Here is a 20571-nt window from a genome sequence, read left to right as displayed (position 1 = left end):
CGGAGGAGTATACTAACACAATTGATCAAAGATCATAGAAGATCCTTTATAATTTTTTAATTCGTGCATAATTCTTTTTATGCATATAGCGCGCATGATGTGACATTGAAGGGAGAAATGAATGAAAAAAGTAGCGGTAATTTTAAGTGGCTGTGGAGTATTCGACGGTGCCGAGATCCACGAGTCAGTATTAACACTACTCAATCTTGAAAAAGCAGGGGCAAGCTATCAGTGCTTTGCACCTAATATTGATCAATTCCATGTGATCAATCACATCACCGGTGAAGAACAAGATGAACGTCGTAATGTTCTTGTTGAAGCCGCCCGCATTGCACGCGGAGAAATTGCAGATCTGGAAACATTAAGTGCTGACGAATTCGATGCTTTGGTATTACCAGGAGGTTTTGGTGTAGCAAAGAATCTTTCTGATTTTGCTTTTAAAGGCGCAGATTCTACGATTCTTGAAAGCGTAAAGCGCGTATGTCGTGAGTTCAATCATCAGCAAAAACCTATCGCTTATTTGTGCATTGCGCCAGCACTCATCGCCCATATCCACACACCGGGTACACTCGCGACCATAGGCAATGATGTTGATACCGCAGCGGCAGTTAATACGCTTGGTGCAAAGCACGTGGATTGTGAAGTGACCGAGATCGTCGTTGATGACAATGAAAAAGTGATTAGTACACCGGCATATATGCTGGCGTCATCCATCCTTGAAGCCGCGACTGGCATCGAAAAGGCGGTGACGAAGTTAATCGAAATGGCATAGAGGCGATCACCTCCCCCACCCATTCGTATTAGTAAAGGAAAACGCCAAGGCCGAACAACTCGCTTTTCGGCCTTGAGCGATTGCAAATTTAGGCAGAAAAGCTTGCCCTAACGCAATAAATTAATGGTTTTAACCATTTATACTCAAGTTTACGTTTTATAAATGAACAGGTGACGTTATAATCCCAATAATTCCGTCATCCATTATCGTGATTGAACACGTTCAAACGAAGTGAGCAAGGTAAATGAAGAAACTTTCAGCAGCACTTTTATTGCTATCAACAGCCGCAGTTGCGCAACCATACGACAATTCTTTAACTGAAGAAGCGATTAAGAAACGTCTTCAGCCTATCGGCTCAGTATATTTAGCTGGTGCTGAAAGTGCTGCAGAAGCCGAGCCATCAGGACCTCGTTCAGGTGAGCAGGTTTATCAAGCAGCATGTTTTGCTTGTCACGGCACTGGCGCATTAGGCGCACCAAAAACAGCTGACGATTGGGCACCGCGCCTAGCGAAAGGTAAAGACGTATTACTAGACCATGCGATCAATGGCTTCAATGCAATGCCTCCTCGTGGTACTTGTATGAACTGCTCGGATGATGAGATTGCAGCAGCAATCGATTTCATGACAAGCAAATAAGTATTTCAACTTCTCTATTTAGGGTAGAAAGACTTATTGGACAGTGCAGCGTTTATCGCTGCATTTTCGTCTCAATATAGTGCCATAAAAGCCGTGATTAACGCTGGCTTGATATCACTTTATAAAGCGAGCAGGAATGAGAAATTTACACTTGACCGCCTCGGCTAAAAGTGAAACTATTAAGCTCAATAATTAAACAACAATAAGAACTGGTTTCGTCATTGGAAGAGCCACAGCAACAGGTTAGGAGACTATCTCGGCGAACCGCCAGATTAGAGTCTTTACTCAAAAAGTATAAAAGAAAGTCTCAACTTCAATACACATTAATTCAGTTATCAGAACAGGCTAGTACTGTTGCTGAGCTTACCCTGTTGTATCCCGCAATCCACAATATTCTATCTCAATATTTACCTAGCAAAAGCTTTTACGTTGTCCTGCAAAATCGCTTTACTCAAGCGCTTGAGCTATCGTATTTTGTTGATGAGAAAGACGGTATTTCTGTCCCACTTCATGAAGCACATCACTTTAAAGATGGTGTGACTGGTTTTGTATTTAAAACCGGCGAAACCGTTTATCTCACCAAAGATGACATGCTATCGCGAGCCAATGCTGGCGAGTTTAAGATAATGGGCAGTCAAGCGGAGCATTGGGTGGGCGTACCTATCTACCGCGACGGCGCAATTATTGGCGTTATGGTATCGCAAAGCTACGAAGCCGAGCAATCCTACAGCGATCATCAAGTTGAATTGCTTGAAGTAATGTCACTGTATCTGGCCACAGCGATTGAACGCGTTAAAAAGCGTGAGTTACTAGAGTCTGAAGTGAAAATTCGCACGCGGGCACTAATGCAAAGTAATGAAGCACTTAATAAAGAGATAGAAAACCGCAAGCGTGCGCTAGAAAGACAGCAAATCTTATTCAAGATTTCTGAATTAGCAACCCAGTTCTCCGATATTGACGATGTGTACCAACAAGTTCACGACATTATTCGTTCTATTACTTTTGCCGACAACCTCTACATAGCGCTTTACGATAAAGAGACGAATTGGCTTACCTTCCCGTATAGCGTTGATGAAAAAACCAGTTATAACCCTCGCCCATTTGCAAAAGGGTATAGTGAGCTGGTCATTCGTACTGAGCAAAGCCAGTTAATAGACAGTACCCGTGCCAAAGCCTTAGCACTCGAAGGCACAGTAGAGCGCCCCGCAGGCTATAATCACAAGCTTGCTGCAACGAGTTGGCTTGGTGCACCATTAAAAACCGCTACTGGCGTCATCGGCCTGATCGCATGTCAGGCTTATGAGCACAAACACGAATTTAATTATGATGATGTTGAGCTGATCTCTTTTGTATCTAATCAGATTGCCTCTGTACTACAAACGCACCTAGCGAACCAAGCGCTTAAGATCAGTCACCAGCAGTTAGAACATCGAGTTGCGGAAAAAACTAAAGAGCTACAACAAGCCAATTTACACCTGCAAATGCAGATGGAAGAGCGCAAAAAGATTGAGCAACAGCTTTATCATGATGCTCATCATGATTCACTCACCGGTCTTCCAAACCGTAGTTTGTTTTTAACTCAGCTTGAAAAGACGCTGAAGAAACATCATCGTTATCCCGAAGATAACTTTGCCGTTCTTTTTATTGATTTAGATAAATTTAAAGACATTAATGATGAATTAGGTCACCAAGCTGGCGATCAATTTTTGGTGTGGGTGGCGCAGTCATTCTTAGAGTGTATTCGTGAACACGATTTATTAGCTCGACTTGCTGGTGATGAATTCGTGATCTTACTTGATCACCTAACCGATCGTCAGCAAGCGGAAGATGTCGCCAAACGTATTATCAAAGTCATGCAGCAACCTTTCTGTTTGAAGGGGGTATGCATGCAAAGCGGTGCCAGCATAGGGATCACCTACAGTAATAAGCTATACCGTAACACCGATGAAATCATCAGAGATGCCGATGCGGCAATGTACTATGCTAAAAACGCTGGCCGTGGTCGCTATGAATTTTATCATCCATTGCTAACCGCAAGCTCAAATGCTCAAAAGCAGCAAGAGCAACATCACTTAGATAAGCTGCCTACCCACTTCCGCTGTACGGAAATCGTGAACTGGTCAGATAACGCCCAACCAATTGGCTTTTTGGAAGCCTTTGGCGAGCATCCAGTGTTAGGCAGCACCAGTTTTGATATTCTGAAAAAGTTTGCCGCAGAAAAATCTCAACTGCTTGAAATTGAATTGCACCTACTTAACAAAGCGCAAGAAATTGCCCTTAGCCGCGATGAAGATATGCTATTTGGTTGCTCTGCAATGTTACTAGAAAGCGCACATTTTGACGCGCTAAAGCAGCAGCTTAAGCGGCAAGACAAAACACTTTGTTTGCTCTTCGAAGAAAGCGAAATTCGCTTTGCTTCTAGTCAGCAAGTATTAAATCTCAGAGCCTTGGCCGATATGGGGATCCCAATTGGCTTGAATAATTTTGGTAAAGATCGCTGCGATCTAACCCTAATTAGCCAAGTTGACTTTACCTATGTCTTATTAAGCTCGACGTTTAGTAAACGCGTCTTACAGCAAACGAGTTATGAGGTTCAGTTACAAGGTATTTTAGCCGTTACTAAGGTGAAAAATATTAAGGTCATCGCCCGAGGTCCTGCGATTTTAAACTTTAGAAGCTTGCTGGAAAGGCATGGCTTGCAGCTGTTTTTTGGCAAACAGCAAATGCTGGATAAGGGCAACGAACGTGTAGCCTTTATCCAGAGTTTTGATAACGAATCAGTCCCGTCTTAGCATTGCCCGTAAATTCGCAACGTTAGACTTACCTTTTTCCATTCGTTCTGCCTGTGTCGCAACAGGCTTTTTCCCTTCAATTTGTAAATCATCTTGCGGCAATTCTTGTATAAAGCGACTCAGCTCTGGGGTGATCTGCTCGCCAAATTGACGACGACTCTTGGTATAAGTCAATGTTAAGGTTTGCTGAGCACGAGTGATGCCAACGTAGGCTAAACGCCTTTCCTCTTCGACATTATCTTCATCAATACTCGTTTGGTGGGGTAGCAAGCCTTCTTCCATCCCCACCATAAATACGTGTGGATATTCAAGACCTTTGGACGCATGCAGCGTTAATAACTGCACTGCATCTGAGTCATCTTCTTCTTCATTGCGCTCAAGCATATCTCTTAATGTGAGTTTGCTTACCACTTCTGGCAGTGTCATCGCGGGGTTATCAGCATCTCCCGTAAGCATATCACTTATCCAACGGTATAGTTCTGATACGTTTTTCATCCGCATTTCCGCCGCTTTAGCGCTGGGAGATGACTCGTAAAGATACGCTTCGTAATTAATTTCACGGATCATATCTTTTACCGCTTCCAAGGTATCTCCACGGGTTGCTCGGTCGGAAAGCTCAACCACCCAGCGCGCAAATCCCATCAATGCATTTAAGCCACGACCCGCCAAGCGATCCACGAGCTCTGACTCAAAACACGCAGCAAATAGACTAATATGGCGCTCGTTGGCAAAGCTACCTAGCTTTTCTAATGTCACCGGGCCAATCTCGCGTCGAGGGGTATTGACGATACGTAAAAATGCGTTGTCATCATCTTGGTTCACTAGGAATCGTAAATAAGCCATAATGTCTTTGATTTCACTGCGTGCAAAGAACGACATACCGCCACTAATTTTGTATGGAATACGGTTGGTCATGAGTGCCTTTTCAAACACTCGAGCTTGGTGATTACCACGATAAAGCAATGCATAGTCGCGATAGCTGGTACGTTTCATAAACTTGTGTGAAATGATCTCCGCAACCACACGCTCCGCTTCATGTTCTTCGTCACGAGTCGCTATCACACGGATCGGGTCGCCGTACCCCAGTTCACTAAACAGTTGTTTATCAAATTCATGGGGATTGTTAGCGATTAGGATATTCGCGGCCTTTAGGATCCGCCCTGCACTACGGTAGTTTTGCTCCAATTTGATAAGTCTTAGGCCCGGAAAATCTTTGCTCAACAGCACCAAGTTTTGCGGTTTAGCGCCACGCCATGAATAAATAGACTGATCATCGTCACCAACCACAGTAAAACGTGCGCGCTCACCAACGAGCAGTTTCACTAACTGATACTGGCTGGTATTGGTATCTTGATACTCATCCACCAGCAAATAGCGGAATCGTTGCTGCCAGCGCTCTCTCACATCAACCGACTGATTCAAGAGCAAAGTTGGGATCATAATAAGATCATCAAAGTCTAACGCATTGTAAGCACGCAGCTGTGTTTGATAACGCGCATAAAGCTGAGCGAATAGCGCTTTTTGTGGCTCTCGCGCTTCTCTAATAGCGCGCTCTGGCAAAATAAGCTCATTCTTCCAGTTACCAATCTGCATCTTTAGCAAATTGAGTAAGTCTTTATCACGCTCAAGCTCTTTTTCAGTGAGTTCACTTAACAACTGATTGGTGTCTTGATCATCAAACAAGGAAAAGCCGGGTTTATAACCCAAGGTCTTGACCTCTTTTTTAATGATTTCCAGCCCTAATGTATGGAATGTCGACACCCACAAACCCTTAGCTTCTTGCTTGCCCAAAGTTTGTGCCACCCGTTCACGCATTTCTTTCGCCGCTTTGTTGGTAAAGGTGACCGCTGCGATATTCTTTGCTTTGTATTCACACTGCTGCACTAGGTAGGCAATTTTATTGGTAATAACCCGGGTTTTACCTGAGCCCGCACCTGCCAATACAAGGCATGGACCACTGATATATTTTACCGCTTCGTCTTGTTTTGGGTTGAGCTTCATACAACTAATCCGGTTATCTTCTCGCTTGGCACAATGTTGGCAACAACTGTCAGTGCTGAGGGGTTGAGGAATTCTTATAAACTAAGCATGCTAGTTTACCGTATCCATGTAAAACTATGAAGCGAACCTTTTCCGTCTGCGGCGCATAAGGTAAGATGGAATTTGTATACTGACTCGCAAGCTAAGGTAAGAAGATGATTAATCCAGCCAAAATTGAAGAAATTGCTAAGCAAATTTCCAGTAACATGCCACAGGGCGTAAAAAATCTTGCTGAAACATTTGAAGCAAGAACGAAACAGGCGATCCAGAGCAAATTATCAGAAATGGATTTTGTTAGCAGAGAAGAGTTTGATATTCAAAGCAAAGTGCTGATCCGCACACGTGAAAAATTGGTTGAACTTGAAGAAAAAGTGGCGCAGTTAGAAGCGCAGCTTGCCAGCCAAGCATCCGACTCGCAGGAATAAGCAACCAAAGCTTTGAAAAGTAAGGCGTGCGCTTGTGACGCACGCAATCTCTAAACTCTGTTGACCCTAGCAATAGCGCTGGTTCACACCAAGCAGAGACTTTTCATAGCAAAGTGACAGTTGCTCCATATCTTCTACGGCGTTCACCACCTCATTCAAGAGACCATCAGCTAGACCATAGACCCACCCGTGTACCGTCAAAGTTTGACCTCGCTGCCAAGCATCTTGAACGATATTGCTCTGACACACGTTGCGCACCTGTTCAACCACATTTAGCTCACAAAGCGCCGCACATTGCTTTTCTTTGCTCACTTGTTCAATAATCGCTTGGTGTTTCTCTTTCACATCAGCGACATGACGTAGCCAGTTATCGATCAGACCAAACTTAGCGTTATCGAGTACGGCTTGCACTCCACCACAACCGTAGTGACCGACCACCATGATGTGATCCACTTTGAGCACCTCAACCGCATACTGCATGACCGACAAACAGTTGTGATCAGTATGCACAACGACATTGGCAACATTGCGGTGAACAAACAACTCTCCAGGCATTAAGTCAACAATCTCGTTGGCAGGCACACGAGAGTCAGAGCAGCCAATCCATAGATAATCTGGATTCTGTTGTTGCGACAGTTTTTTGAAAAACTCAGGATCACTGGCATTGGTGCGATCTGCCCACTGTTTATTATTATCGAGTAAGTGACTCAGTGGACTTGGGCTCGTATTACACATTAATGGTTCTCCGACTGACGTTCAGCCTGTATCAAAATATTCCTTGGGGTGAGTGACTTTTCGCAAAAAGTGCTAAGGGTGACATCATACCCAGCTGCTTGCAGATATAAAACCCTATCCAGGACCAACCAGATCTCAATCGCACGACGAAACACGTGTCGTACTAGCTCAATTCTGTCCGTTACTTGTTTTCGTTCACGCCCAATACGTTCATATTGGTCAAAATCAATTCCATCAGGCAGGGCGAGCTGCTTCTGCTCAGCTGCCCAATAACAGAATTCACTAAACGACCCAGAAAAAATAGCCTTATTGACCGAAGGCACACTCACGTAATGTTTATCTGCGGTAAGTTCTCTGCGCAGCGCATCAAACCCTAAGCGCCAACTCACCTCTTTTTTACGTACTTGTGCCACTCTCCCGGGTGCTGTAACTGTCTCTTGCAGCGCTAACTTCATATCGTGATGAGACAAATTGAGCTGACTCTGCTGTGCTTCAACACTCATGGCTTGATAATCAGGTGGTGTAAATAAGTGATAGCAGCATGGAGAGAGCGATAGCTTTTTCATGCCATTCGCCACTGCTTGGTGCATAAATACACGATGTAATTCACCACATGCATGCAGTGCAATACCATGGCGATTTTCAACGAAGTGGTGATGTATGTCATCTTTCAGCACGTCGGCACAATGAAAATGCAAGTTTAGATTTTGCCGCTTCGCACTTTCCTCTCCTTGTCGACACAGATCCGCTTGAAGCTCAATACTGTTCACTTCAGGCGCGCCATGATAAGAAAGCAATCGGCCTAAATGACCTTTACCTGCGCACCACTCTAGTACCGATGCTTTGGTTTCGTTTACTGCGGCAACAAAGTCTTGAAGTTGCTCTAATTTACGTCCTTTTATGCCATTACTCAGCCAAAATGGTAACTCATCTCTACGGCCCACTTTTTGCGGTAAAGCACTTAAGACCGTAAGTTGTTCAAGTTCGGGAATATAGCGACTAAAAAAAGTAAAAAGGGCATCAGTGTCACTGTCTAATGTTGATACTGCATCGTCGCTTAACCGCAGTAATTCAGATTGCAGTTGTGGCCAAGGAATAGTGAGATGCTCAAAAGCAACGACTTGCCAATATTGTCGGGTATCGAATAATAATTTATCTAGAAGTTGAAAGCGTTTGCTCGGTTCCACAATGGCCACGGTTGTCAGAGAAACAATACCCTTATTCTAGCGTAATTGTTGATGATATTTACGAGAAAAAATTAAGTGGATATACATTGGGATACAAACCAATGTCAAAATCGCTGCAATAATCAACACCCAAGATAGCTTAGGTTGTTCATTCTTCACTTCTGAATAAATAAAGCGCGCTTTGTGTTCATGAAACTGACTCACATCTAAGTGATATAGCTGTGCTATCCATTGCCATTTTGCCGTTGACATTGTTCCAATTGGAATATTAGCCACCTTGATGAACTCCCTTAACTTCTCTGCCTCAAATGCGAGCTGTTCCAAGGATTTTTGGGTAGCGTATTGCTGCTTAGTTATTGCTAAGGTTTCTTCTAGATGTAACATAGCGTATCGCCAACCTTTAAGGCTCGCACGACGAAAGCGTTTAACAAGCTCAGGGCGGTTTTCTAGTACGCTTTCCGTAGTAAAGAGCACGTCAGCATAAACGTTTAAACCAAACTGCTTTGGGCAAATTTCACGGGTCGATAAACCGCTTTGCTGCACGGTATAGGGCTCATTGGTGCTATAAACTTGCATCGCATCAAATTTACCCGCGATAAAGTCTTTCAGTGGCTCACTGCCTGAATACAAGCGCATATTTTGTGTATTGACGCCTGCACGTTGCAACATCATAAGCAATTCACCGTTTTCAGTGTGGCCTAAATGACTGAGGCGTTTCCCCTGAAAATCACGGGGAACATAAATATCACTGTCGGCTCTTACCATCCAACAATAAGGAGAAGACTGTAGTATCGCAGCAAGCGCCACAAAGGGTTTACCGTTGAGCCTTTGTTTCAGTAGGCCAGAGTGAAACACACCGAACTGTGCTTGCCCGTATAGCACGCGAAAATCAACGTTAGGATTATTGGGATCGGCAGGAAGAATATGAACGTCTAACCCTTCCCTATGATAAAACCCCTTTTCCTTTGCCATATAGTAACCAGCAAACTGAAATTGATGCGTCCACTTTAACTGTAATGTGACTTTTTCAAGGGCTGCAATTTGAGTGCTCAAAAATAAAAGTAATAACGCAACATAGTACCTAAACATCATATCCTTGCGTTTTTCAACTGATAATAGCTAACTATAGTTTAAGGTGATCAGGCTGCCATTAAGTTTGGATAAGTATTGAATATATCAGTGAGTTAAGTACTACTTTAACTGACTAAGGTTCAAAGCAGCTGTACGTTGCAATTCTCTATATGTGTACCTAGTATGTTCTTAAGGTGATGATAGATCTGCTCTTGGCTACCTTTGCACATAATGTCATAGCCATTACCATTATTCTTCTCGATGATCCCAAAGTAATTATCATCAATAGCGACAGACTCAACTTGCGCTATTGGCATCATAATTTTATTTGCCCCGTAGATGAGCATTAACTTCTCGCCCTCTTTTAATAACATTTGCTCTGGGCGTCTGTTGGTACCGATATCACCTTGGAGTACGACCGATATCAATGTAATTGCAAACGCAATTGGCAAGAAAAGTGTGTGTTCGATCAGCTCTGGCCAAAGTGCACTCGCACCAAAATATAAGCCCGCAAGTAATACAAGCCTTGTAACTAACGTTATGAAGATGTCCTTGTTTTTTCTTTTTCTAATCATGTAATCCACTGATAAAATTAGATACTTTCATGACCAGCGTACCTAATTCAGTACTTATTATCCAGCCTTTTGCTTTGCTAACTGCTCGCCATGCAAAAAGCGTGTAAAACACGGGTTATCTGTTTCTTCTTGAAACTGATACGCTAACTTTGCAAGATGTTCATCAAAGCGCTCATAATCACTGGGCTCAACTTCAAAAGCGGCTAACACATTGCCTTGTGCCGCACCGTGATTGCGATAATGAAATAAAGTAATATTCCAATTACAGCCGAGCATGTCTAAAAAGCGTGCTAATGCGCCTGGATATTCAGGAAATTCAAACCGCAATAAACGTTCATTCATGACGCTCGGCGGTTTGCCGCCTACCATATATCGCACATGTAACTTTGCCAGTTCGTTATCTGATAAGTCATCAAACAGGTAGCCGTTTTGATGCAATGAAGCGGTTAACTCAGTTAGCTCTTGCTGGCCATTTCTAAGCCCAACACCAACAAAAATTTGCGCTTCGCCACAGCCGGCATAGCGATAGTTAAACTCAGTGATCGCTCGGCCACCAAGAGAGTGACAAAAACGCTTAAAGCTGCCTTTTTCCTCAGGGATAGTCACCCCGAGCAATGCTTCATGTTTAGCACCTAGCGCCGTTCTTTCGGCGATATACCTCAACCGATCGAAGTTTAAATTAGCGCCTGACAAGATAGCCGCAACACTCAGCCCCTTTTCGCCCGTTTGCGCGAGCCACTTCTTCAAGCCCGCAGTTGATAACGCGCCGGAAGGCTCTGCAGTTGCTCTCGTCTCAACAAAAATATCTTGAACCGCCGCACAAATTTCATCGGCATTAACCGTCACGACTTCATCACAAAACTTTTGTGCTAATCGAAAAGTTTCAGTGCCAATAAGCTTTACCGCTACGCCGTCCGCAAAACCACCGACTCGTTCAAGCTCCACGGGTTCTCCCGCTTCAAGTGCGGCTTTAAGGCATGCGCTGTCCTCAGCTTCTACCCCTATAACACGGATATCAGGACGAAGTGACTTCAAATACACCGCCATTCCCGCAAGTAAACCACCACCTCCTACGGGAATAAATACGACGTCTAGTTCATCAAGTTGCTGAATTAACTCTCGCGCCACCGTACCTTGGCCGATGATCACATCTTTATCATCAAATGGCGGGACAAAAACACCATTTTGCGCTTCACAAAGATCTAGCGCGTATTGTTTTGCCGCATCAAAGTGATGGCCGTGTAAGATTACTTCACCACCGAGCTTACGAACCGCGTTGACCTTGATCTCTGGCGTAGTCACAGGCATTACAATGGTAGCGTGCTGACCTAGATGCGTTGCACTTAGTGCAACCCCTTGAGCATGATTACCCGCAGAAGCGGTATACACCCGCGATCCTTTCGGCAACTGACGTAGCTTGTTATACGCACCACGCAATTTGAAAGAATAGACCGGCTGTTGGTCCTCTCTTTTCAGCCAAATTTGGTTACCAAGCTGGGCTGACATTTGCTCTAGTTGATTCACTTGCGTTACCTCAACGAGCGGTGCCACATTCGCCTGAATAATGGCTCTAAAGTAATCAAGCTCTTGGGAAACCATCGCTAGCCTAACTCCTCTAGTTTTTGTAAGTCACGTACCGCGCCTTTGTCTGCACTCGTTGCTAACAGTGCATAGGCTTTTAGCGCGGGACTCACATAACGTTCTCTGTTAACTGGTTTGTACGCTTCTTTACCACGAGCGAGTTGCTTTTCATGGCGCAGCGCCAACTCGGTGTCGTCCAGTTTAACGTCAATACTGCGGTTATAGATGTCGATAGCGACAACATCGCCGTTTTCAACCAGCGCCAGATTGCCACCACTGGCAGCCTCTGGAGACGCATGGCCAATAGAAAGTCCAGAAGTACCGCCAGAAAAACGACCATCGGTAAGTAAAGCGCAGTCTTTATCTAGCCCCATCGATTTAAGATAGCTAGTTGGGTACAGCATTTCTTGCATACCCGGACCACCTTTAGGCCCTTCGTAGCGAATGATCACTACATCACCTTTCTTAACTTGGCCACCTAGTATCCCCTCGACGGCATCGTCTTGAGATTCAAATACTACAGCGGGCCCTGTAAAGCGCAGCATTTCATCGGCCACCCCGGCACTTTTCACAATACAACCATCAGGCGCTAAGTTACCTTTCAATACTGCAAGGCCGCCATCTTGCCTAAAGGCATGCTCGATGGAGCGAATACAGCCGCCTTCACGGTCTAAATCAAGCTCATCCCAGCGATACTCTTGGCTCATAGCTTGGGTAGTGCGGATCCCCGCAGGCCCCGCGCGATAGAAAGTTTGTGCCCGCTCGTTATCACGGTCTGCGGCATTCCAACGCGCAATAACTTCACCTAGATTTCCGCCAGCAACGTGCCCCACTGAAAGGTCCAACTTATCGCCTCTGGCCAGCTCGTTGAGAATGGCCATAATGCCGCCAGCACGGTGAACATCTTCAATGTGATATTGCTGTGTTGCCGGAGCAACTTTACACAAAAACGGTGTGCTACGAGATAAGCGGTCTATGTCATTCATATCAAAATCGACAAAGCCTTCTTGCGCTGCCGCCAATAAATGCAGCACGGTATTAGACGAACCGCCCATCGCGATATCTAATGTCATGGCGTTCATAAATGCGGCTTGGTTAGCAATGTTGCGTGGCAGCACTTGCTCATTGTCTTTACCATAGTACTCATCACATAAAGCCATGATGCGCTTTGCTGCGCCCAAATAAAGCTGTTGGCGGTCTTTGTGTGTCGCAAGTGTAGTACCATTACCAGGCAACGCTAAGCCCAGCGCTTCTAATAGACAGTTCATGGAGTTGGCAGTAAACATGCCTGAACACGAACCGCAAGTAGGACAAGCTGAGCGCTCTACTTGCTCAGAGTCTTCATCACTCACGGTTGGATCTGCGCCTTTCACCATAGCGTCGACGAGATCCAATTTTAAATCGATATCCGCTAAGCGAGTTTTACCCGCTTCCATCGGGCCGCCGGAAACAAAGATCACCGGAATATTCAACCGCAGTGCCGCAAGTAACATGCCTGGGGTGATTTTGTCGCAGTTAGAAATGCAGACCATGGCATCGGCACAATGAGCGTTAACCATGTACTCTACCGAATCTGCAATTAAGTCTCGAGACGGGAGCGAGTAAAGCATGCCGCCGTGACCCATAGCGATACCATCATCAATAGCAATGGTATTAAATTCGCGGGGTACGCCGCCTGCTTCTGTTATCGCATCAGCCATCAATGCGCTAAGCTGATTGAGGTGAACATGACCCGGAACAAATTGGGTATATGAATTCACGACCGCAACGATCGGTTTATGGAAATCACTGTCCGTCATTCCCGTTGCTCGCCACAATGCACGAGCACCCGCGCGTTGTCTGCCCTCAGTAGTTGTCTTGCTCCGTAATTTAGCCATGCTTCACCTTTTTCTCGGCTATGCCGAGTTCCTCATTCCCACAATTTACAATGCGCTTTTATTCGGGGCGTTTGACCCCGATACCAATAAAGTTATTCGTTTACGTATTCTAACCAGCCATTTTCGTCATCAGCTTGACCTTTAACCAAAGCAAAATAGGCCTGCTGTAACTCTTCCGTAATTGGACCTCTACCACCATTACCCACGGTAATCTTGTCTACGCTGCGAACAGGTACTACTTCCGCTGCGGTACCAACCATAAAGAACTCATCAGCAAGATAAAGCGCTTCACGAGCGATTGGCTCTTCACGTACTTCATAACCGCGTTTTTTTGCCAAATGGATGATAGTGTCGCGCGTAAGACCAGGTAGAATACAAGCTGTGGTTGGCGGGGTATAAAGCACGCCTTTTTTCACAACAAATAAGTTCTCACCAGCACCTTCGCTCAGGTAACCATTAACATCAAGCGCGATCCCTTCAACATAACCATTACGCTTCGCCTCACCTGAAATAAGCTGTGAAGATAAATAGTTACCACCCGCTTTAGCCGCAGTAGGCATGGTATTTGGTGCGAGGCGACTCCAAGAAGAAACACACACATCAACACCTTGCGCTAAACCTTCTTCACCAAGGTATGCACCCCATTCCATCGCAGCGACTGTCATGTCTGCACGGTGCGACTTCGGATTTAAACCAAGACCTACATGACCCAAAAATGCAAATGGACGAAGGTAAGCATTGGTAAAGTCATTTGCGCGGATCGTCTCTTTACACGCTGCGATTACTTCCTCTTTGGTAAAAGGAATTTCCATACGGTAGATCTTCGCAGAATCAAAGAGGCGTTGAATATGATCGGTTAAGCGGAAAACAGCTGGACCATTTGGCGTATCGTAAGCACGGATCCCTTCAAAAACTGAGCTGCCATAATGTAAAGCATGACTAAGCACATGGGTGGTCGCTTGAAAATAAGGAACCATTTCACCGTTATGCCAAATTACTTCTGATGTTTGTGTCATTGTTAACTACCTTAATTCTTCTAAATTGCCTGTTTCTGTAGTGTATGCAAGTCAACCGCTTGCACTTCTACTAGCTTACTCAGTTGTGAGGTTAATAAATAGATAGGTTTGTCACTATCTACGGTCATTTTGACGTGGAATAAGTCATCTTGACCTTGTAGTTCCAAATTCGTTAAGCGAAATCCGCGATGTCTGGCTACGCGTAAAAAGCGCTCCACTGCGATGCTCTGTTGTTTTACTGCAACGGTTAAATGGTGTTTCATGAAAGGCTCTCCGTCATCATTTCATCATTGGCAGCACCAGGTGGAACAAGCGGCCATACGTTTTCTTTATCGTCGATACAAGCATGTAAAATATAGGGCCCTTGCGCATTCACTATGGCGTCAACGGCGTCATCTACTTGGTTCGCATGAGTAATTGTCTGTCCAGGAATACCGAATACGGCAGCCAATGAGACAAAATCAGGATTGTCTGACAGGTCGGTTTCACTGTAACGACCGTCAAAAAAGAGTTGCTGCCACTGTCTCACCATACCCAGCCTTTGGTTGTCTAATATTAATATTTTAACTGGCAGGTTATTACGGCGGATGGTTGCCAACTCTTGAATATTCATCATGATGGAGCCGTCGCCAGATACCGTGATCACTGTGTTATCTGGACGTGCTATCTGTGCACCTATTGCAGCTGGTAAGCCAAATCCCATCGTGCCTGCACCGCCACTACTTAAGTGATTGCTTGGATGAGTGAATTTCATGTGCTGTGCCACCCACATTTGATGTTGGCCTACATCGCAGCATACTACCGCTGTATTGGGTAGCTTTTGGCTCAGTTGATTTAACAAATACGGTGCAAATACTTTTTCGCCAGGATAGTCATAACGCCACGCATGTTGACGTTGCAGTGCTTCGATGGTCTCTAGCCATTCGGTATTCGTAACCACACATTCAATTTGCGGCAATGACTGTTTTAAGTCTGCAATAAGCGAAGCGGCCGCGGGTTTTCGTTTACCCACTTCTGCAGGGTCAATATCTAAATGGATCACCTTCGCCCCTGCAGCAAACTTTGCCAAATTCCCCGTTACACGGTCATCAAATCGCGCCCCGATACATACCAACAAGTCACATTGCTGAACCGCCAGATTCGCCGCTTGAGTACCGTGCATACCGAGCATTCCTAAGTCATAATCATAATCTGGGGTTACGCTGCCCAAAGCTTTTAGCGTCGATACGGCCGGCATATGGGTCTTTTCTAAAAATTGCATCAGCTGTGACTGCGCATCGGCGCTTTGCACGCCGCCGCCAATGTAAGCAACAGGTCGTTTAGCATCGCATAATAATTGATTGGCTTTTGCTACTTCAGTTTGCGAAACCCTCGGCTGTTCGTCTTGTGGCGCAGCAAAAGGATGAAAAGGTACTTTAGCTAACTGGATATCTTTAGGAATATCGACCAACACCGGACCGGGTCGGCCAGACTGCGCTACGTACATGGCTTCTTGTAATACCTCAGCCAAGTCTTCCGCTCGCTCAACCATGTAGCTGTGCTTGGTACATGACAAAGACATGCCCAGTACATCCACCTCTTGAAAGGCATCCGAACCGATAGCAGCGGTCGGCACTTGCCCAGTGATAGCCAGTAGCGGAACTGAATCCATCATGGCATCAGCAAGTGCGGTGATAAGGTTCGTCGCGCCGGGTCCAGAAGTGGCGAAACAAACCCCAAGCTTACCTGTACTGCGAGCATACCCAACAGCAGCAAAACCAGCACCTTGCTCATGGCGAGTCAAGTAGTGCTTAACTGGCGCGCCATACAAAGCGTCATAAATGGGCATGATGGCACCACCTGGGTAACCAAATACGTGTTTAACGCCTTGCTCTTCTAGCACCTTGATAACAAGTTGTGCGCCGGTTGTTGAATTGCTCATGATCTGCTCTCAGTTGCCTTTTTTATGCCCTAAAACGAAAACGCCCCCCGAACCTTTTGGTGCGGGGGGCGTTTATGCTGATACTTTTCTTACAGCACTAACTAGCCCCCGCGGTAATAATAATCACCACGTTGATAATCACGACTAGTAGAGTTGCTGTTAGTAACATTGCTTGAATTCCGTAAATTTAAACTTGGCAATCATTCAGTGTAAGCACTGTGCTGCCTCTTTTTCTATTAATACCGCGCCTTGCACACTGAAGTCAACACAAAAAACTATGCTATTTAAAATTAAAAACCTGACTTTAACGCATAAAAAAACCAAAAATCCACAAACTAAAGAATTAAAACAACCACACATTTTAAAATGCGAATTTTCTATTGGTTCAGTTTCGATATAACGAAAAATTTACTTTCTCGATTTGCCAATATGAAATTTTTTCTACCACCTCAACGCACTTCATTTTTTAGTGACATTCACATTTCGATATCGCAGACTGACCCTTTAAAACCAACAGGGATCATTACTATGGTTAAAGTATTTTCACCATTGTTATTTATTTATCTTTGCTTAAGCCTTTTCAGTAATCTCGCCAACGCAGAAGTTGGCCTGTGGAAAATAGAAAAGGGCAACAAAACGTCGTACTTATTTGGTACCGTCCACGTCGGTGACAAACAAATGCAAGGTTTACCAGCCAAGGTAAAAAGCGCCATTGCGAGCAGTGATAAAGTCATGGTTGAAGTGAACTTAGAGGCGCTTTCTCCGTTTGCGATCCAACAGCGCTCCATGCCATTTATGTTGTTAAAAAACAACCAAACACTAAAAGATCAGCTCTCTGCAGAAGTCTATCAGAAGCTACAAGATTACTTTTCCAAAAAGCAAATAGATATCGCCTTATTTGAACGCTACGCACCATGGGCCGTGATGGTAACTATGCTACAACTGGAATATCAAAAGCTCGGATTTACCGATACTAATGGCATCGATAAACAAGTAATAGCCTATGCAAACGAAAAGAAGATCCCAGTTGGTGAATTTGAAACCTTAGAATATCAGCTTGAAATGTTCAGTCAGCTGAGTATTCATAGTGACGCCATGCTCAAGGAAACATTTGCACAGATGTCTGATTTGAATACCTACTTCTTGGATTTAGTTTCCGCATGGCGAAGCGGCGATTTAGAAAAGTTATCACATTACTATCAGGTAAGTTTTTCGGATGATAAATATGGCAAATTAGCCGAGCAACTGATGATCATCGAACGCAATAATAACTGGGTGCAAGTGCTTAAAAAACAGCTCCCTAATGAATCAACGTTTATTGCCGTTGGTGCATTACATCTTGTTGAAAAATATGGCCTCGTTGAGCAACTTAAAAACAATGGTTATTCAGTCACCCGACTATAACGCTCAGCGCTACCATGCTAAGAGGTAAGTAGTTTACTTTGTGGGCGTGTTAAACAGGTACTTCCATCAACACGCCCTAAAAAATAAAAATCTTTTTTAAACCTTTTCATTTTTATTTGCGACTTACCTTTCAAACACTCTCGTTGAAGGTAAAAAATAATGAAAAAGTTAGCGTTAGTTTTAGCATTAAGTGCAGCGGCAATGACTGCACAGGCAAAAGATTCAAAAACCATTACAGCATCATTCCCAAGCAATAGCCTAGCCGAGTTAGAAGTGGATATTGCCGTAGGTAAAATCGATCTACAAACTTACAACGGCAACACCATAGAGGTCGAAATTTTGGTTGAACCGAAAGAGTCAGACAGTTGGTTTGGTAAACCAGATGTAAGTGAAGCTACCCTAAACAGCAACACATCAGGAGATAAATTATCACTCGAGATCAATTCGGATGATTATGAACTATCTTGGCAAGTTAAGGTGCCTGTTAATTTGGCCTTAGATGTTGAGGTTGGTGTTGGCAAAATTGATATTCAAGATCTTAATAACTCTGCTGATTTAGAGGTAGGCGTAGGAAAAATTAAAATTGAGACTACTGCCACCGATTTCAAAAAGGTGTCTTTAGATTCAGGTGTTGGTAAAACGGCAATATCAGGTTTTGGCAACGTAGAAACTTCCGAAAAGAGTATGGTTGGCTCGACAACAGACTATCGTGGTCAAGGCCAGTATTCCATCGATGCAGAAGTCGGGGTTGGAAATATTCGTTTAAGACGAGACTAAGTCTCCACACTCATTCAGTAATAGCACCACTTTGCTATGCAGCACATCCGGTTGCAACGGCTTATACAAATGAGCCGTTGCGCCAAGTGCGTAGACCTTATCCAGATCCTCCGCATTAGTATTTGCGGTCACGACCAAAATAGGCACGGTCGGATCTAGCGTTCTCAAACGCTCAGTGGCTTCAAAGCCATCCATCACAGGCATATTTAAATCCATTAGCACGATATCAAACTTACCCACCTCATATACTTCAAGGGCACCTTCACCATGTTCGACATGCGTTACCTGCTTGGCTATGGGCTGAAGCATTTTTTCAATCACGCGCGCATTTAGTAAATTATCTTCCACCAGTAAAATGCGAGCTGACACCTGCTCCATTGTGCGAGCCAGCGTCTGTTGATTGTCAATTTCAATCGGGACTCTCAAGGTTGCTCTTGTACCGGTTGGTTCCCTCGCAATAAAATCTAATCGTCCTCCAAGCGCTGAGGTGAGTAATCGGCAGCGCTTCAGCCCTAACTGCGTGCCTTGAAAATGCTCGCTATGCACAGCTTCTCGCAACTGCTGATAGTCGAACCCAGGCCCAGTATCTTCAACAACAAACTCTAAATATGGCGTATCTTCATCTACAACCAAATCCGCAAATACTTGAATGCTGCCACGCTCAGTAAATTTAATTGCGTTATTGACCAATTCACTGATCAACCAACCAACACGCTTACTATCACAATAACAAGTCACATCTAACTCATTACTCAACGCCAAATTAAAAGCGAGAGATTTCTTATGTGCGGTTAATTGAAAGGCAATACAGGCCGATTTTATTACTTCTCGCAACGCGACTTGATGACGCTCAATGACCACTTCTTGCTCGGAAAGGTTATTAAAGTCTTGAACCGAATAAAGTAATACATCCAATTGATTTGCTGCGCTTTTCACATGCTGTAATTGCTGGGTATCTTTGTTACTCAGATATTCATCTAAATACCCCTGAATGGCCTGCAGTGGCGTTCTTAGCTCGTGACTGACACGCGCTAAAAATCGTGATTTTGAGTGCAGAGCATCATCGGCAAGCTTTCTTGCCGCCTCTAATTTATCAAGTGCTTCAGCAATCTCTCGCGCCATCGGGCGAAATACAAGTTTCGCTTCTATAAACAGCAGCAACAGTCCAAGCAGCCAAATTAACAATTCTATTCTCCTCACCATCTCTGTTTTACTTCGCGCATGCTGCTCGAATAGTGAAACGGCATCATTCAGGTTTGGGAGTATATGCTGAGACGCAGTAAAGATTTGTTCCACTAATTGAGGAGTTGGCTGCTGAAACTGAGACCTTGATAAAGTGACAAAAGTATTACTTTGCAAATCCAATTGCACTGGCTCTTGGTAGTAAAGCGCTGCAAGCGCCTCATTCAGATAAATAGCCTCCCCCCTCTCTGTTTTAGTTAAAAACTCATGATTACTTTCAAATTTATCAATGGCTTGACGAAGATCCTCACTGTCTCTTTTATCCTCTTGTGCACTGAAAAGCGCGATGCGCTGGGACAACATCCGCTGCATACCCGCAATATTAATTACGTGCGCGTCTTGGCTCTGCTGATACAGTAAATACTGCATAATCCCCATCGCCATCGACAGCAATATAGCCATAGCAAGTAATGCCCCGATATAACGATTTTTAACTTTATTTATTAACGACATATTTTTGTTTTTCATCTCATAGCATTGTCTCAGCTGCAATGTTAAGTGTAGTTAACAATCGTATTA

Annotated in this window: 17 protein-coding genes; 6 read left to right on the top strand and 11 right to left on the bottom strand. The window is 44.4% G+C overall.

Features of this window, described 5'->3' with window-relative positions:
* The first annotated feature begins 121 nt into the window (after positions 1 to 121).
* From elbB to EXT48_RS01130, 3 genes are all read left to right on the top strand, one after another.
* Positions 122 to 772, top strand: coding sequence for an isoprenoid biosynthesis glyoxalase ElbB (gene elbB, locus EXT48_RS01140; protein ID WP_039494621.1), 651 nt, complete (start codon positions 122 to 124; stop codon positions 770 to 772).
* A 244-nt stretch (positions 773 to 1016) separates the two neighbouring features.
* On the top strand, positions 1017 to 1409 hold the full coding sequence (locus EXT48_RS01135) for a cytochrome c5 family protein (protein WP_010376308.1): 393 nt from the start codon (positions 1017 to 1019) through the stop codon (positions 1407 to 1409).
* A gap of 221 nt (positions 1410 to 1630) precedes the next feature.
* Positions 1631 to 4201: a diguanylate cyclase gene (locus tag EXT48_RS01130; RefSeq protein WP_130163356.1), complete on the top strand. Its 2571-nt coding sequence runs from the start codon at positions 1631 to 1633 to the stop codon at positions 4199 to 4201.
* On the opposite strand, the gene rep is transcribed toward EXT48_RS01130, so the two are convergent.
* Entirely contained in the window at positions 4187 to 6202 is a 2016-nt protein-coding gene (rep, locus tag EXT48_RS01125; protein WP_130163355.1) for a DNA helicase Rep, read from the bottom strand. The genes EXT48_RS01130 and rep overlap by 15 nt on opposite strands.
* Positions 6203 to 6396: 194 nt before the next feature.
* Here rep and EXT48_RS01120 point away from each other — a divergent pair, with 194 nt between their 5' ends.
* A complete protein-coding gene (locus tag EXT48_RS01120; RefSeq protein WP_010376312.1) occupies positions 6397 to 6666 on the top strand; it encodes an accessory factor UbiK family protein in 270 nt (89 codons plus the stop codon).
* A 66-nt stretch (positions 6667 to 6732) separates the two neighbouring features.
* Here the strand turns inward: EXT48_RS01120 and can are convergent, their stop codons facing one another.
* The 9 genes from can to ilvG form a co-directional block, all read right to left on the bottom strand.
* Complete coding sequence (gene can, locus EXT48_RS01115; RefSeq protein ID WP_045990427.1) at positions 6733 to 7401, bottom strand: carbonate dehydratase; 669 nt, start codon at positions 7399 to 7401, stop codon at positions 6733 to 6735.
* Positions 7401 to 8597 carry a methyltransferase gene (locus tag EXT48_RS01110; protein WP_130163354.1) on the bottom strand — a complete coding sequence of 399 codons (1197 nt, stop codon included), beginning with the start codon at positions 8595 to 8597 and terminating at the stop codon, positions 7401 to 7403. The genes can and EXT48_RS01110 overlap by 1 nt, the downstream gene beginning before the upstream one ends.
* A gap of 27 nt (positions 8598 to 8624) precedes the next feature.
* Positions 8625 to 9677 (bottom strand): ABC transporter substrate-binding protein, encoded by a 1053-nt coding sequence (locus EXT48_RS01105; protein ID WP_130163382.1) that lies wholly within the window; start codon positions 9675 to 9677, stop codon positions 8625 to 8627.
* Positions 9678 to 9799: 122 nt separating this feature from the next.
* Positions 9800 to 10234: a hypothetical protein gene (locus EXT48_RS01100; RefSeq protein WP_130163353.1), complete on the bottom strand. Its 435-nt coding sequence runs from the start codon at positions 10232 to 10234 to the stop codon at positions 9800 to 9802.
* Between the two features lie 57 nt (positions 10235 to 10291).
* The gene (ilvA, locus tag EXT48_RS01095) at positions 10292 to 11833 is read right to left on the bottom strand and encodes a threonine ammonia-lyase, biosynthetic (protein WP_130163352.1); all 1542 of its coding nucleotides are present in this window, start codon (positions 11831 to 11833) and stop codon (positions 10292 to 10294) included.
* Between the two features lie 2 nt (positions 11834 to 11835).
* A complete protein-coding gene (gene ilvD, locus EXT48_RS01090) occupies positions 11836 to 13692 on the bottom strand; it encodes a dihydroxy-acid dehydratase (protein ID WP_010607767.1) in 1857 nt (618 codons plus the stop codon).
* Between the two features lie 92 nt (positions 13693 to 13784).
* A complete protein-coding gene (locus EXT48_RS01085; protein ID WP_010607766.1) occupies positions 13785 to 14708 on the bottom strand; it encodes a branched-chain amino acid transaminase in 924 nt (307 codons plus the stop codon).
* Between the two features lie 20 nt (positions 14709 to 14728).
* Complete coding sequence (ilvM, locus tag EXT48_RS01080) at positions 14729 to 14971, bottom strand: acetolactate synthase 2 small subunit (RefSeq protein ID WP_010376329.1); 243 nt, start codon at positions 14969 to 14971, stop codon at positions 14729 to 14731.
* Positions 14968 to 16629, bottom strand: coding sequence for an acetolactate synthase 2 catalytic subunit (ilvG, locus tag EXT48_RS01075; RefSeq protein WP_130163351.1), 1662 nt, complete (start codon positions 16627 to 16629; stop codon positions 14968 to 14970). The genes ilvM and ilvG overlap by 4 nt, the downstream gene beginning before the upstream one ends.
* 528 nt (positions 16630 to 17157) lie before the next feature.
* Between ilvG and EXT48_RS01065 the strand changes: the two genes are divergently transcribed.
* Both EXT48_RS01065 and EXT48_RS01060 read left to right on the top strand, forming a co-directional pair.
* Positions 17158 to 18033, top strand: a complete 876-nt coding sequence (locus EXT48_RS01065; RefSeq protein WP_130163350.1) for a TraB/GumN family protein — start codon at positions 17158 to 17160, stop codon at positions 18031 to 18033.
* A 159-nt stretch (positions 18034 to 18192) separates the two neighbouring features.
* A complete protein-coding gene (locus tag EXT48_RS01060) occupies positions 18193 to 18810 on the top strand; it encodes a hypothetical protein (protein WP_130163349.1) in 618 nt (205 codons plus the stop codon).
* On the opposite strand, the gene EXT48_RS01055 is transcribed toward EXT48_RS01060, so the two are convergent.
* On the bottom strand, positions 18796 to 20520 hold the full coding sequence (locus EXT48_RS01055; protein ID WP_130163348.1) for a response regulator: 1725 nt from the start codon (positions 20518 to 20520) through the stop codon (positions 18796 to 18798). The genes EXT48_RS01060 and EXT48_RS01055 overlap by 15 nt on opposite strands.
* Positions 20521 to 20571: the final 51 nt, after the last annotated feature.

Origin of the sequence: Pseudoalteromonas sp. CO348, from assembly GCF_004208845.1 — a bacterium.
GTDB lineage: Bacteria > Pseudomonadota > Gammaproteobacteria > Enterobacterales > Alteromonadaceae > Pseudoalteromonas > Pseudoalteromonas maricaloris.
Note: the sequence above shows the minus strand (reverse complement) of the source record. Positions and strands in the feature narration are given on the sequence as shown.